16 protein-coding genes and 1 pseudogene are annotated in these 13689 nt (G+C 69.7%); 8 read left to right on the top strand and 9 right to left on the bottom strand.

Annotated features, from left to right (window positions below; genetic code table 11):
* Positions 1-60 precede the first annotated feature (60 nt).
* Positions 61-231, top strand: a complete 171-nt coding sequence (locus ACFYWY_RS13570) for a hypothetical protein (protein WP_389185125.1) — start codon at positions 61-63, stop codon at positions 229-231.
* A gap of 75 nt (positions 232-306) precedes the next feature.
* Here ACFYWY_RS13570 and ACFYWY_RS13565 read toward each other — a convergent pair whose 3' ends face one another.
* A complete protein-coding gene (locus ACFYWY_RS13565) occupies positions 307-1041 on the bottom strand; it encodes a hypothetical protein (protein ID WP_389184536.1) in 735 nt (244 codons plus the stop codon).
* Positions 1042-1118: 77 nt separating this feature from the next.
* On the opposite strand from ACFYWY_RS13565, the gene ACFYWY_RS13560 reads away from it, so the two are divergent.
* On the top strand, positions 1119-1691 hold the full coding sequence (locus ACFYWY_RS13560; protein ID WP_389184533.1) for an ArsR/SmtB family transcription factor: 573 nt from the start codon (positions 1119-1121) through the stop codon (positions 1689-1691).
* A 219-nt stretch (positions 1692-1910) separates the two neighbouring features.
* Here the strand turns inward: ACFYWY_RS13560 and ACFYWY_RS13555 are convergent, their stop codons facing one another.
* Positions 1911-2387, bottom strand: coding sequence for an ATP-binding protein (locus ACFYWY_RS13555; protein WP_389184530.1), 477 nt, complete (start codon positions 2385-2387; stop codon positions 1911-1913).
* A gap of 174 nt (positions 2388-2561) precedes the next feature.
* Between ACFYWY_RS13555 and ACFYWY_RS13550 the strand changes: the two are divergent.
* The 3 genes and pseudogenes from ACFYWY_RS13550 (at position 2562) to ACFYWY_RS13540 (ending at position 3826) form a co-directional block, all read left to right on the top strand.
* Positions 2562-3397, top strand: a pseudogene (locus ACFYWY_RS13550) (helix-turn-helix domain-containing protein).
* Positions 3394-3600: a DUF397 domain-containing protein gene (locus ACFYWY_RS13545; RefSeq protein ID WP_389184527.1), complete on the top strand. Its 207-nt coding sequence runs from the start codon at positions 3394-3396 to the stop codon at positions 3598-3600. The pseudogene ACFYWY_RS13550 and the gene ACFYWY_RS13545 overlap by 4 nt, the downstream one beginning before the upstream one ends.
* 94 nt (positions 3601-3694) lie before the next feature.
* Complete coding sequence (locus ACFYWY_RS13540; RefSeq protein ID WP_389184524.1) at positions 3695-3826, top strand: hypothetical protein; 132 nt, start codon at positions 3695-3697, stop codon at positions 3824-3826.
* Between the two features lie 56 nt (positions 3827-3882).
* On the opposite strand, the gene ACFYWY_RS13535 is transcribed toward ACFYWY_RS13540, so the two are convergent.
* Together ACFYWY_RS13535 and ACFYWY_RS13530 are read right to left on the bottom strand one after the other, a co-directional pair.
* Complete coding sequence (locus tag ACFYWY_RS13535) at positions 3883-4236, bottom strand: peptidoglycan-binding protein (RefSeq protein ID WP_389184521.1); 354 nt, start codon at positions 4234-4236, stop codon at positions 3883-3885.
* A 1290-nt stretch (positions 4237-5526) separates the two neighbouring features.
* Positions 5527-6393 carry a PhzF family phenazine biosynthesis protein gene (locus ACFYWY_RS13530; protein WP_389184518.1) on the bottom strand — a complete coding sequence of 289 codons (867 nt, stop codon included), beginning with the start codon at positions 6391-6393 and terminating at the stop codon, positions 5527-5529.
* Positions 6394-6644: 251 nt separating this feature from the next.
* Between ACFYWY_RS13530 and ACFYWY_RS13525 the strand changes: the two genes are divergently transcribed.
* Complete coding sequence (locus tag ACFYWY_RS13525) at positions 6645-7583, top strand: ketopantoate reductase family protein (RefSeq protein WP_389184515.1); 939 nt, start codon at positions 6645-6647, stop codon at positions 7581-7583.
* A 234-nt stretch (positions 7584-7817) separates the two neighbouring features.
* On the opposite strand, the gene ACFYWY_RS13520 is transcribed toward ACFYWY_RS13525, so the two are convergent.
* On the bottom strand, positions 7818-8768 hold the full coding sequence (locus ACFYWY_RS13520) for a fibronectin type III domain-containing protein (protein WP_389184512.1): 951 nt from the start codon (positions 8766-8768) through the stop codon (positions 7818-7820).
* Positions 8769-9118: 350 nt separating this feature from the next.
* Between ACFYWY_RS13520 and ACFYWY_RS13515 the strand changes: the two genes are divergently transcribed.
* Complete coding sequence (locus tag ACFYWY_RS13515; protein ID WP_389184509.1) at positions 9119-9979, top strand: CAP domain-containing protein; 861 nt, start codon at positions 9119-9121, stop codon at positions 9977-9979.
* A 21-nt stretch (positions 9980-10000) separates the two neighbouring features.
* Here ACFYWY_RS13515 and ACFYWY_RS13510 read toward each other — a convergent pair whose 3' ends face one another.
* Genes ACFYWY_RS13510 through ACFYWY_RS13500 form a run of 3 tightly spaced genes read right to left on the bottom strand, consistent with a single transcriptional unit; the run spans position 10001 to position 12425 of the window.
* Complete coding sequence (locus ACFYWY_RS13510) at positions 10001-11305, bottom strand: ATP-binding protein (RefSeq protein ID WP_389184506.1); 1305 nt, start codon at positions 11303-11305, stop codon at positions 10001-10003.
* Positions 11302-11994, bottom strand: a complete 693-nt coding sequence (locus tag ACFYWY_RS13505) for a response regulator transcription factor (protein WP_389184503.1) — start codon at positions 11992-11994, stop codon at positions 11302-11304. The genes ACFYWY_RS13510 and ACFYWY_RS13505 overlap by 4 nt, the downstream gene beginning before the upstream one ends.
* 53 nt (positions 11995-12047) lie before the next feature.
* The gene (locus ACFYWY_RS13500; protein WP_389184500.1) at positions 12048-12425 is read right to left on the bottom strand and encodes a hypothetical protein; all 378 of its coding nucleotides are present in this window, start codon (positions 12423-12425) and stop codon (positions 12048-12050) included.
* 1 nt (position 12426) lies between these two features.
* Between ACFYWY_RS13500 and ACFYWY_RS13495 the strand changes: the two genes are divergently transcribed.
* Positions 12427-12612: a hypothetical protein gene (locus tag ACFYWY_RS13495; protein ID WP_389184497.1), complete on the top strand. Its 186-nt coding sequence runs from the start codon at positions 12427-12429 to the stop codon at positions 12610-12612.
* 72 nt (positions 12613-12684) lie between these two features.
* On the opposite strand, the gene ACFYWY_RS13490 is transcribed toward ACFYWY_RS13495, so the two are convergent.
* The gene (locus tag ACFYWY_RS13490) at positions 12685-13572 is read right to left on the bottom strand and encodes a LysR family transcriptional regulator (protein WP_389184494.1); all 888 of its coding nucleotides are present in this window, start codon (positions 13570-13572) and stop codon (positions 12685-12687) included.
* Positions 13573-13689 lie beyond the last annotated feature (117 nt).

Genomic DNA, 13689 nt, shown 5'->3' with positions numbered 1-13689 from the left:
TACACGGCTCCGCTCCACGCCGCGAACCCGACGAAGGCGTCCCACGCCTGCGCCTGGACCGTGAGCATCGGATTCCACCCACTCGCCGCCCTCCGCAAGTCCCCGAAGATCAGCGAGGTGCTGCCGCTGCTCTACCTGCACGGCCTGTCCTCGGGTGACTTCGTGCCCGCACTCGAGCAGTCGTCGCCCTTGTCCGGGCCGGAGCCCGCTTCGAGTGCGGCCACCTCGTAGAGCACTTCGAGACTCACGCGGCCTGAACCACCTCAATCGACTCACAGGTATTGACAATTACTCAACCGAACCGGCCTACATGTAGGGCCGGATGGCGACCGTGACATCCATGTCGAAGGCGTTCGCCCCCGCCGCGGACGGCAGGCCCAGGGCCCGGTCGAGCGCGCGGCTCACGAGGCCGCAGCCACTAGTGCCCGGGGCGGCGAACTCCGCGTCCTGGGCACCGAAGGTGACGACCAGGGGGTCCTTGGATATCACCCGGGTGGGATCAGTGTCCTTGAGCACTAGGTGGACCGCGTTCTCATCGCTGCCCACCGAGCAGCCCGACGACGGCAGGGCCAGCAGCCCGTGCGCCGAGCCTATGGCGAACTTGGTGTCGAACTCGCCGCGCCGGGTGTCGTCGGACAGGAAGTCCGAGTACCCGCCGTACTGCGGAGTCAGGGTCAACGGGGTGCCTCCCACCCGGATTGGCGCAGCGGTCATCCCCCCGAAGACTTGGCGGAATTCACCGTCCACACGGCCTTCCGCAAAGGTGATCTTCATGGGCTCGGTGAGCGGCTCGTCGACGGTGCCTATGCGCAGATGCCCCGTGGCGTGCATGACCTCGCAGCGCCAGGTCCCGGGGTCCGCACCCGCGGGCAGCTCATCGACGGTCGGGCAGGCGGAGAAGTCGAACTCGGGCAGATCCGCGGCCCGTTCAGCTCCATGCGCGGGTGCCGCGCCCAGGGCGAGTCCGGCAAGTAGTACCCCCGCAGCCGCACTTGTGAAGCGGCGGACTGTGCGATTCAAGGTCACTCGGTTCGGCGTCATGCGCCACAGCATTGCAGAGATTTCTCTGCAGATAAAGGTCTGCAGAGAAATCGCTGCAATCTGGATAGACTGCCGCCATGACGAAAAAGCGGAGAGCGGAAGCCGCAGCGCGGCGCACGGTCGACAGCCCCGAGGTCCTCAAGGCCCTCTCACACCCCCTGCGCCTGCGCATCCTGCGCCACCTCGGCGCGGCGGGCCCGGCCACCTCAACCACGCTGGCCGCCGCCCTCGGCGAAAACACCGGGACGCTCAGCTACCACCTGCGCATGCTGGAGCGCAGTGGCCTTATCGAGGACATCCCCGAGCGCTCCACCGGGCGTGAGCGCTGGTGGCGCGGGGTGCGCGGCCTCGACATCCGCAGACCGCCGCAGGGTGAGCTGACGGAGGCCGAGCGCGTCATGTCAGCCGAGCTGGACCGGATGAGGATGGAGGAGGACGTCGAGCTCGCCCGGCAGTTCACCGCCGGACAGGCGGAGTCCGAAGGCTGGATGCGGGGTTCACGCAGCCTCATCCACCTCACGAAGGGTGAGCTGGACGCGTTCCATGACGACTATCTGGCCCTGCTCGCGCGCTATGCCCGCGGCCCCGAGGACGCCCCCGAAGACGCACGACCCGTACTCCTCCGCTGGTTCGGCCTGCCCGCTGACTGACCGGCAGCCGGCCGACGAACTGTCTGATCGACCGATTGACCGTACGGGTGAGTTGAGGGAGCGGACCATGTCGGGCCGACGACTTCACGGGCGGCCACGGTCTCCTCATTCGGACGACACTTTGCGCGGACCTCTAACGAGAAGAAGATCAATAATCAGCCACGCCGACCATCGAGACCGCGGCCTAACCAAGATCGATCCACAGGTCTTGACAATTGCTCAGAGAACGGGCGGCAGTCGCAGCTCCGCCCACACATGTTTTCCGGGGGCATCCGCGCGGGGTGCGACGCCCCAGCGGTGAGCGAGCTGGGAGACGAGGTAGAGGCCCCGACCCGATTCAGCGTCCATGGGTGGGGCGGTGAGTTCGCCGGGGGCGGGGCTTCGCTCGGTGCGGGTGTCGCCGACTTCGAGGCGGAGGGTGGCCGGGGCTGCGGCGGTCGCGGTGAGGCGGAGGTGGAAATCCCGGCCGGGGACGTGCCCGTGGCGCACGGCGTTCGCGGTGAGCTCGGCGGCGATGAGGGTGACCGTCTCGTTGGGGGCGGAGTCGTACGGGTACCCCCACTCGTGGAGCCTGTGCGAGACGAGCCGGCGGGCAAGGCGGGCGCCGCGCGGGGTGGAGGTGAACTGCATCGAGAACTCGCGGGTGGGGGCGGGGTGTTGCCCTGGTGCCACGTGGGAGGTAATTGCTCGGTTCATGAGGAAAACGCTGGCGGTCCGTGCGTACCTTTGACCAGGACAGACGCGCTCACCGGTACGAGGTGTACGCGTCGGGGACGGCGTTGTACGCGGCTCGAAACGTGACCAGCTCCAGGGTGCTGCGTTGGCGCACACGCGGTGTACGGGCAGGGCAGCACGGGAGGTGCGGGGGTCGTGGACGATCAGCAGCAGCCGGAGCACGAATACGAGCCCGGGTCGGGCATCCTGCACGTCTTCGGGCAGCAGTTGAAGCTGTGCTGGGTTCGGGCAGGGCTGGAGCGGCCGGAGTTGGGGTCGATGACCGGGTACTCGGCGTCGACGATCGCCTCGTTCGAACAGGGGCGCCGGATCCCGCCGCCACGGTTCATCGACAAGGCGGACGAGGTGCTGGATGCGGGCGGGTTACTGAGGGCGAGCAAGGAGGAGGTGGCGCGGGCACAGTACCCGGCGTTCTTCAGGGACGCGGCAAGGCTGGAGGCCGAGGCGGCTGAGCTGCATCTGTGCGCCGTTCAGGCCGTTCCGGGACTCTTGCAGACTGAGGAGTACACCCGCGCACTACTCACCAAGCGGCGCGCCCGCTTCTGACTGAGGAGACGATCGAGCAGCGAGTTGCGGCCCGCCTCGCGCGACAGGAGATCTTCAACAACTGGCCGGCTCCTCTCATGAGCTTCGCAATCGAGGAAGCGGTACTTCGTCGCCCTTTCGGCGGCAAGCCCGCTCTGCGTGGCCAGTTGGAGCAATTGCTTCTCATTGGCGAGAAGCGCAACGTGGAGATCCAAGTCATGCCACTGGATCGGGAAGACAACGCAGGCGTCGACGGCCCGTTCACCTTGATCACGCGGAAGGGCGGAGCCCAGGTCGTGTACCTGGAGGTACAGGGCCGCAGCACCTTGGTCACAGACCCGGAGGAGGCCCGTGCCATCGCCGCGCGCTATGGGATCATCCGGGCGCAGGCTCTCACGCCACGAGAGTCGCTTGCATTCGTCGAGAAGTTGCTGGGAGAGCTATGAAGATCGCGGAGACCAACGCAGCAGCTGGGGAGCTGGTCTGGCTCAAGAGCAGTTACAGCGGAGCCGAGGGTGGCGAATGTGTCGAGGTCGCGGCCCGCCCCGGCACCATCCACGTCCGCGACTCGAAGAACAAGGCGGGGCCGACTCTTCGTGTGACTTCCCGGGGCTGGGCGGCCTTCGTGGAGTTCGCCGCGCAGGGCTGAGTCCACGCGTACGACGGTGCCCCCGTCACGGGAAGTGATCCCGTGACGGGGGCAGCTTCTTGTACGCGCCTGTACGCGAGCCTCCGATCGTGAAGTGACCGCGCTGCTCAGCGCGTACGTCAATCACAGAGTCCGGGTACGGGTCCTGATCACTACAGCCCGGTCTCCGCTGGGCCGCGAGCACCACAGTTACCTGCTGCTCGATCCGACACTCGACAAGAACTGATCAGACCGCGGCTCACCGACGCCGAGCCCCGGTGGTCCTCGCATGGTTGCCGCTGATTATTTGGTGCGCAGCATAAGGGCGCGGCGAGTGTGGTCGCCGTAGACGCCGGTCTCGTCGCCGCGGATGCCGTACCACTTCTGGAATCTGGCCACGGCCGCCCGGACCTCCATGTCGTATCGGCCACTGATCGCGCCGCCCTCGTAGATGTTCGGGACCTGGAGCAGACGTACCTGCAACTCGTATACGCCATGGCCGCTGTCGCCCTGGCGCAGCACGCCCGTGCCTGGGATCTCGGGGAGCGTGGGAGCCGGGTTGTCGGGCGGCGGTCGGTCCAGTTGCCCCGAGGGCGGGGAGGGGACCGCCACCGGTGCGGGGTCGTCCTTGACCGGCAGCGAAGAGGCGAGGATCAATCCGCTGACGGCGAGCCCCCCGAAGGCTCCGGCGAGACGGGTGTCCCGCCGGTCGATGAAGGTCCGCCATCCACGGCGTCTGTTCCTCGCGTGCGGGGGGACGCGTGACGGTGATGCCTTCGAGGGCGGGGCGATGAGTCGGTCCGAGGGCGGGGCCGGGCGTCGGGGGGTAGCCGACCGGGTGGTGTCCGGGCGCGGGCCGGTCCGGCGGAGCGCGCCCTCCTGCAGGGGAACCGGGGGCAGGAAGGTCACCGGCGGCGTGGCGTGCCTCGGGCCTGCGCCACTCGCCGTCGGTGGCTTTGCCACCCCCGAGGGCGGGACAGGCTCCAGATGCGCGCCGCGCAACCACAGCGGTTCCACCACCACATCCTGCGGAGCATCGACCTGGCGTAGGCCACCGGTCCGGGGCGGCTCCACGACAGGCGGCGAGATGGCGTGCGGAGGGGCCAGATCCGAGCACTCGGGCCCACGCCTCGCCGGCTGTGTCCGTCGGGGTGGCGGCGGAGCCGGGGGCGGGGGCAGGGACAGGGCCGGGTGAGTGGAGCCGGTGTCATTGGCCGGTTCGCTGCGTTGGCGCCAGGACGGCGGCGGGCACTCGGCCCAGCCCTCCTGCTCGGCCAGCTTATAGAGGTCGGCGCGTGCGGCGTCCAAGCCGTCCAGCACGGCCTGAAAAGAGTCCCGTATGTCTTGGGCGATATCAGGAACTGAACCGTGAGCTCGCTGAGGTTCGGTGTCGTTGAATCCCACTGGCAGTCTCCTCAACCAACGTCCGTGGAATGTCGCGTCTCGGACAGACCAGCAATGTCATTCCTGAGTGGATACGTACCAAGGTGTTGGGTGGTGATCGCAGGGGGTTTGTGACGGGGAGCCGGGCTGTACGGGTCGGGCTTCGCTGTTCTGTTGTGAGGCGATACGCAGCCCGTACGGTCTTGTCTCATCCCGCCTTCCGGGATGTAGCGCACATCTCATCGAATTCCTCGAGGAGTTGACCGCCTGCGGCAACCCGCGGGGGACCGACAACGAGCCGGTCGTGGCTCGCTCACGCCCAGGTCGGACCACGGCGTGGTGCGTACCGGTGACCGCCCTTGACGACGTCGAGCCGGCGCATGGGCGCGGCTGCACGTCGATGAGCAGCGGCACGCAGTCGCGGCTGCTCCCGGTGAGGTCGAAGCACTGCTCGACCGAGCGCGGGTCGAACACCGGCCGGATGGCACTGCGATCCTGCGGCCGACGATCCCCGCACCGAAGGTGCGACGCGGGGGCTCCACCGGGGGGGCGGCCGACCTCGAATCACACGATCCGTGTGCCCGTCCCGGTCACCCGCACCCGCGTGTCGCCCTCGCGCAGTTCCACGGTGAGCACCCCCGGGCGGCCCATGTCCTCGCCCTGGTGGAGGGTGAGCACCGCCGCCGCGGGGACCAGGCCGAGTTCGCGGGCGTACGCACCGAACGCGCCCGCCGCCGCGCCCGTCGCCGGGTCCTCCACCACACCGCCCACCGGGAACGGGTCGCGCACATGGAAGACGCTCTCCGACTCCCGCCACACCAACTGCAGCGTGGTCAGATCGAGGCGGTGCATCACGGCTTCGAGGCGTTCGAAGTCGTACGCCAGATCCGCCAGCCGCCTACGTGTCGCGGCGGCGAGCACCAGATGCCGGGCGCCGGCGAAGGCGATGCGGGGCGGCATCGCGGGATCCAGATCGGCGGTCGCCCAGTCGAGTGCGGCCAGCGCCTCGGCGAGGTCGGCGTCCGCGATGTCCTCGCTGTGCGGCTCGACCGTGGTGAGTGTGGCGCGCAGCGCACCGGCCTCTTCGCTCACGGTCACCGGCACCGTCCCCGCACGCGTCGCGAACACCAGGTCGCCGGTCCCGATGCGCTCGCCGAGTGCAATGGCGGTGGCAACCGTGGCGTGACCGCAGAACGGCACCTCCGCCTTGGGGCTGAAGTACCGGATGGTGAACGCCCGTCCGGGCTCTCCACCGAGCCCCGCGGGCGGCGCGGACAGGAAGGCGGACTCGCTGTACCCGAGGTCGGCGGCGATGGAGAGCATGTCGGCGTCGCCGAGACCTGAGGCATCGAGGACGACCCCGGCGGGGTTGCCTCCCTCGGGGTCGCCGGAGAAGGCTGTGTAGCGCAGGACTTCGTGCTTGGTCGTCATGACGTGCGGAACTACGGACCGAAGTGGTTTGTTCCCGGCCAGGTCACGGGGTGTGCCGTCGCATCGAAGCCGGGGTACCCGGGTCAGGTCGCCGCAGAGGAGCTGACCGCGATCCGCGCCGACTGGGCGAGGACGGGCGTCGTCCTTCTCCGGCAACACAAACAGTTCGCTCACCGAACTACTCTGACTCAGCCTGCGACGAGCACTACGCTCGGCGTGTCCGCGACGGGTCTTCGAAAGGTTCAACGCTCATGAGGATCCTGGTCGTCGGCGCCGGAGCCACGGGAGGCTACTTCGGCGCCCGCCTCGCCCAGGCCGGACGGGACGTCACCTTCCTGGTCCGCCCGCGCCGCGCCGCGACGCTGCGTGAGCGTGGCCTGCGCATCGTCGGTCTCGGCGAGGAAGAGGTGATCACACCCCGGCTGGTCACCGCCGACGAACTCGCCTCCCCCTACGACCTGGTGCTGCTATCGGTGAAAGCCACTGCCCTCAAGCAGGCCATCGACGACGTCGCCCCGGCGATCGGACCGCAGACCGCCATCGTGCCCTTCCTCAACGGCATGGCCCATCTCGACGAGCTCAACTCACGCTTCGGCGCCCGACCGGTTCTGGGCGGCGCCGCCAAGCTCGTCACCACCGTGAACGACGACGGCGACATCGTCCGCCTCGCCCCGCTGGCGACCCTGACCATCGGCGAACAGGACGGCAGGCCGTCATCACGAGTGGACGCCATCCACGCCCTCCTGGACGGCGCGGGCATCGAAGCGAGTGTGTCGACGGACATCGTCGCGGCGATGTGGCACAAGTGGGTCTTCATCACCACCCTCAGTGCCCTGACCTGCCTGATGCGCGGCACGGTCGGCGACGTCAACGCGGTCCCCGGCGGCCCGGGCCTCGGCCCCGCCGTCCTGGCCGAGGCCGCCGCGGTATCGGCGGCGGCGGGCTTCCCCGTCCCGGAGGCCGAACTCGCCGCCACCACCTCGACCGTGACCCAGGCCGGGTCGCCGTTCGCGCCTTCCATGTACCGCGACGTCGTGGGCGGTGGTCCCACCGAGGTCGAGCACGTCTTCGGCGACCTCGTGAGGCGTGCCCGCGTCCTCTCGGTCGCGACCCCGCTGCTCGATCTGGCCACCATGCACCTGCGCGTTTACCAACACCGCGTCGAGCAGGCGGCACTTGAGCTTCCGTGAACGCCCGGCCTCCAGCCGGCCGCCGGACAAGGATCCGTCTGTTTCGGGCCGCGGTCCGCACGCACCGGCGGGTGTCCTTGACCATGGCTCGCGGGCATCTGATGCAGCGGCTCGTCAGAGCCAGTCTCTGCGTCTTGGGTCGGCGTTCCACATTGCGACGCCATTGGGGATCTGCGTGATGAGCACGTTGACGCCGGCGAATGCCCCGGCGGATCGACTGGCCAACGCGGCGGCTCAGGGGGCCACCACCGTGCGCTGCGCGGAGAAGTCGCCCCACTTCCCGTCGGGCAGCTTCGCCCGGAGCTTGACGCTGTAGCGGGTGCCGGGCTTGTCCGTGACCATGAAGGTGTACGTCGCCATCCCGGCGGGGGGTTCGGCGCCCCAGACGATCGTGGTGGCCAACTTCCCGTTCAGGTATAGCTGATGCTCCTTGACCGGCGCGCCAGTCTTCGGCGGCGTCCAGGTCAGGTCGACGTTTCCCTTGCGGGCCGTCGCTTTGAGATCGGTCGGCGCGGTGCCGGGACCCTTGCCCGGCGCCGAAGCCGTCGTGAGATCCAAGGCGTTGCTGTCCAGCGACGAGTTCTCGGCGGCATCGCGCGCCCGCACCGTGAAGGTGTAGACGGTGCCTGGCCGCAGACCGGTGACACGGGCTGTGGTCTCGCTCCCGGGCACGCTGTGGATGCGGGAGTCCTCCTGGTAGATGTCGTACGAGGTGACGCCTACGTCGTCGGCGGCGCGCCCCCAGGACAGGGTGGCCGCCCGGCTCCCGTCCGCCCGGCCGCGCAGCTTCACGGGCCGCGAGGGCGCCTTGTGGTCCTCCGGCGTGGGGGCCGGGGTGGTGACGGGCACGGCGGCACTGGGCTCGGAGAGGTTCCCGGCGGAGTCGCGCGCGCGGACGGTGAAGGTGTAGGCCGTCGACGGGGACAGCCGGTCGATGTCGACCATGTGTTTGGTGCCCGGCAGCGTCTTGACCTTGGCGCCCTGCTGGAACACCTCGTACCCGGTAACCGCCTTGTTGTCGGTGGCCTGCTCCCACATGACATGCACGGAGGTGGCACTGCCTGCCTGGGCCGTCACGCCGGCCGGGGGCGACGGGTTCTCGGTGTCTCTGTCCTCGCCCGCGCAGGCGGTCAGCAGGATCGCGGCGGCGCAGGCCAACGCAGGCAGTGTGGGGGGACGTTGCACGGTCGGACCTCCGCGGCGGACGGCAATGGTCCAGACCTATATGCCACAGGCTGCGCCTGCCCACAAGGGGGTGCACCCCTACATGGCCCCGCGGCCCGTCGGCGTACCTCGTCCCCGCAGCCCGCCCGGCGTCCCGCAGCCCGGCGTACATAGCCCCGCGGCCCGCCCGGCGTACCTGGTGGGAGTCTGATGGCTTCCTTATGGCTTCTTGAAGAAGTCCTTCCTCGGGGTCTTTCGACGCATGGACCGGCTTACGCTCTCGTCAACCCCCCACCGTGATCCCGGTGGGCGCGGCTGCGTCTGCCGGGATCTCGCTTGCTCAGCCGTCTTCCTTCCGAGGTGTTGCACGTATGGGTTCCAGACGAATCGCTCGCCCGAACTCCCGTTCTCACGCCCGCCCCAAGAGCGGGCTGCGGGCACGCAGCGCCGTGCTGGCCCTGGGCGTGATCACCGTCACCGCGGGTGTCGGAGCCACCCTCGCCACAGGCGGCGGGAACGACGGCGGAACGGCCGACCGGGTCGCGACGAACGCCGCCGGTGACGTGGCCGGGCCCGGCGAGGACGATGCCGCGGCGGACAGCGCGTCGCCGCTTGCCTCGCCTTCGGGAAGCCCGAAGGCGACGGCATCGACGAGCCCGTCCGCCTCTCTCCCGGCCTCCGCCAAGCCGAAGCAGACGGCGAGTTCCAAGGCCGCGCCGAAACCCGGGATCCAGACGAGGAGCGGGAGCAGCACGGGTGGGTCCGGAGGCGGTGGCGGATCTGCCTCGTCCTCCGGCAGCTCCGGTTCCGGGCCCGAGTCCGGGTCCGGGTCGGGATCGGGGTCCTCGAACGGCGCCGAGGCCCAAGTCCTCACGCTCGTCAACAAGGAGCGCGCGTCCGCCGGTTGCTCGCCGCTCACGTCGAACGCGAAGCTGACCGAGGCCGCGGACGACTACAGCGATGTCATGGCCCGCAGTGGCGTGATGTCCCATACCGGACCGGACGGTTCCACGATGGCCGGCCGCGTCGACGCAGCCGGGTACGCCTGGTCGACGCTGGGCGAGAACATAGCCCGCGGGCAGTCCGATGCGGCCGCCGTCATGGACGCCTGGATGAACAGTCCCGGCCACCGCGCCAACATCCTCAACTGCTCGTTCAAGGAGATAGGCGTCGGCGTGCACTTCGGGGACGGCGGCCCCTGGTGGACGCAGAACTTCGGCGCAGGCCGCTAAGTCCGCCGCGCTATTGACCCGCTACCGCTCGTCGCCGGCCAGCCCGAACGACACCCGCACTCGAGCCCCGCCCATCGGCGCGCGGGTGATCTCCAGCTCCCCGCCCGCCGCGCGGGCCGCACGCGCCACGATGTCCAGGCCGAGGCCCGTGGAGCCGCCGACGCTGACACCCCGGGTGAGCGCGGCGTCCGGGTCGGCGACGCCGGGACCCGCGTCGTCCACCGTCAGCAGCACATGGCGGTCGGTGCGCTCCACCCGTACGGCGAAGGCAGTGCCTTGCGGAGTGTGCCGGAAGACGTTCCCGATCAACGCGTCCACGACCGCGGCGAGGTCGTCCTCGGGGAACGGTACGGGCGTCGGGCGCGGCGTGAAAGAGCGCTCGCACAGCCGGTCCTGCTGGGCGGCGAGCACCGACCAGAAGTCCAGCCGCATCGCCACCACTTCGGTCACCTCGCTCGGGCGTGCCGGCCTTGCCCCGTTCGCCGGGCCGGCGGCCAGCGGCGTGCGGGCGGCGGTGATGATCGAGTCCAGTTCGCTCTCCAGTTGCGCGACGGCCTCCGTGATCCGCCGGGCGCCCGGTGAACCACCCAGCAGGTCCGCCTCCAGGTACAGCGCGGTCAACGGGGTCCTGAGCCGGTGCGAGAGGTCCGCGACCATCTCCCGCTCGATGGCGAGCAGTTCCACGACCCGGTCGGCCATGGTGTTGAACGCGGCCCCCGCTTCCTGCAACTCCGGCGGACCGTCCGGTTCCACCCGTACGTCGAGATTCCCCGACCCCAGGGCCAGGGAAGCACGCTTCAGGCTCCTGGTGGAGCGGACGACCCGGGCGCCCAGCCGGTCGGCGACCAGCACCGAGCCGCCCACCAGGCCGAGCGCGAGCAGCGACATGACGCCCCACGAGGCCCACACACCCCGGGTCAGATACCCGGCGGGTACGTATGCCTCGACGACCGCCACCCGGTTCCGGTCCAGGACGACGGGCTGGAGATAGATCCATCCCTCGGCGGTGTCGAGCGCCAGCGTCTCCCGTTTGCCCACCGCGCGGTCCAGCGCCTCCGGCGGCGCGTGCACAGTGCCGACGAGCCCGCCGTCCGGGAGCCGTACGGCGAGCTGGTCGTCCGAGCCCAGGCCCGCTACGGCCTGCTGCACATCTGCGGGTCTGGTGGTCAGGGCAAGTACCGGCGCGAGGGCGGCCGCACGCTGCTGGGCGGCGGTGGTCACCCGGTCCCGGGCCTGTTCGCGTACGAGCAGGGCGAGCGGAATGAGGAAGGACAGCGCGACCATCAGCGTCGCGGCAAGGGAGATCCCTGCGAGGGCGCGTCTCATGAGGGCGAGGCGACCAGCTTGATCCCGATACCGCGCACAGTGTGCAGATAGCGCGGGTCCGCGGCCTTTTCACCCAGCTTCCTGCGCAGTGCCGAGAGGTGGACGTCGACCGTCTGGTCCTCGAGATACGGCTGCTGCCAGACCTCGGCGAGGATGCGCTGCCGGGATATGACCTGGTCGGCGTTGCGCGCGAGGTAGGCGAGCAGGTCGAACTCCCGCCGGGTCAGGGCGAGTTCACTGCCGTCGAGGTGGGCGGTCCGGGCGAGCGGGTCGATCCTGAGACCGGCGACCTGGAGGACCGGCTGCCGGTCGCCGTCGTCCGCGCCGGGCCCGGACCGCCGCAGTACGGCGGCGATCCGGGCGGCGAGCTGGCCGCCCGAGAAGGGCTTGACCATGTAGTCGTCGGCTCCGGCGTTGAGGAGTCTGATGATCTCCGTGTCGTCGTCGCGGGCCGTGGCGACCAGTACGGGTACGCGTGAGATGCCGCGGATCATCCGCAGCACGTCGAGACCGTCCAGGTCCGGCAGTCCGAGGTCGAGCACGACGATGTCGGGCGCGCTCTGGGTGATCTGCCGCAGCGCCTCGAAACCCTGGTGAGCGGTCTTCACCGCGTACCCGTGTCCGGTGAGGACCTCGATCAGCGCGGCCCGGATGACTGGGTCGTCCTCGACGACAAGTACGGAGGCCATGAGCAGGCACGTTAGCGGGTCCGCCAAGATGGTGTCGTGTCCCGGTACCTGCGCTACGTGCTCATCTGGCTGTCCTGCACGGCGGCCAGCGTCACGGCCGTCATGATCACGGTCCATTTCGTGGTGGGCTCGACCAGGCCGACAGCGCCGGTCGCGCAGTCGGCGCCGAAGGATTTCGCCGCCTCGCCGCGGGCCTCGGTGACACCGAGCCCGAGTGCCTCCCCGAGCCCCGAGCCCACCCCGAGCCGGTCCTCGCCCAGGCCTACGCCGCCCCGGAAGACCGACAGACCCCCTACGGCGTCGCCGACCCCCGCGGCCCGTACGACTCCTCGGCCGCCCGAGGAGCCGTCCGGAGCGAACTCGGGTGGCGAGGGCTGCGAACAGGGCGGTTCGGGTGTGCACACCATCTCGTCCCAGGGCGGGAGGGCCACCGTGCGCTACGGAAGCGGCGGGGTGTGCCTCATCTCGGCGGTGCCGAGCCAGGGCTTCACGGCAAGCACCACACAGAGCGCGCCCGACACCCTGACGGTGACTTTCGCCGGTGACCGGCACCGCTCGGAGATCACGGCCACGACCGTTCCCTCGGACCGGGCCAGTGTGCGGGAGACGTCTTTCTGAGGGCGTCCCGACGTCGGCAGCGCGGCCGCAGCCCGCGGATGGCGCCGGGCTCGACGATCGCCGTAGAACGGTTCAATCAGTGGCGTCGTGCAGCAGATCCCGCAACTTCAGTGCCGCCGGCAGCGGGGCAGCGGGCAGCGCGACATGTACGGTGCGGCGCAGGGCCAGGTCTCCGAGCCGGCAAAGGACGAGTTCGGCCGGGACCGCCCAGGCGGCGAGCGAGGGGACCAGCGCCACCCCCAGCCCGGCGGCCGCATAACCGAACTTGCCGGTCCACTCCGCGATCTTGATGATTTTGTTGGGCGTGAAGCCCGCCCGTGCACAAGCATCGGTGAGCAGCGTGGGAGAGCCCCCCGCGGGCGCGTCCTGGAGCCAGGCCTCGTCCCGCAGTTCGCGCAGGTCGATCGTCCCGGCTCCCGCCAGGGGATGCTCGCGGTGGAGGGCGACCAACAACTCGTCCTCCAGCAGAACGGCCGTCGTGACGCCGTCGGCCGACGGTAGACCGGACGGATAGTCGCTGACCACGGCGAGGTCGAGCGCCCCATCCGCAAGGCGCTGCATCAACGTCCCGCTCCGGCCCTCGACCGCGATGACCTCGACATCCGGCCTGGCCTGCTTGAACGCCCGCAAGACAGGGGGCACCAACGAGATGTTCGCGGTCCCGAACGCCCCAACGCGCAGCGTCCCGCCGTGACCCGCGTGGATCACGGCCAGCTCATGCTCTGCCCGGGACAGACGCTCGAGCACGTCCACAGCGTGACGATGCAGCGCATGGCCGGCGGGATTCAGCCGTACGCCCCGCGGGAGCCGGTCGAACAGCGGCCCACCCGCCTGCTGCTCCAGCGAGGCGATCCGCCGGGACACCGCAGACTGCGTGTAGTTGAGCTCCGCCGCCGCTTTGGTGAACGAACCGGTGTCGGCCACGGTCACCAGCAGACGCAGCGCGTCGATCTCAAACACATTCCCCCCAAGCATGGTTCGCATGCAATCTAGTCGCTGGTGGAATGCCTTGTCGCCTCCTAACGTCGCACACATGGTCCGAGGACGAGATCCGAGGAGAGATGTGCTGGATTTACG

This window comes from Streptomyces sp. NPDC002870 (genome assembly GCF_042888505.1).
Lineage (GTDB): Bacteria > Actinomycetota > Actinomycetes > Streptomycetales > Streptomycetaceae > Streptomyces.
Note: the sequence above shows the minus strand (reverse complement) of the source record. Positions and strands in the feature narration are given on the sequence as shown.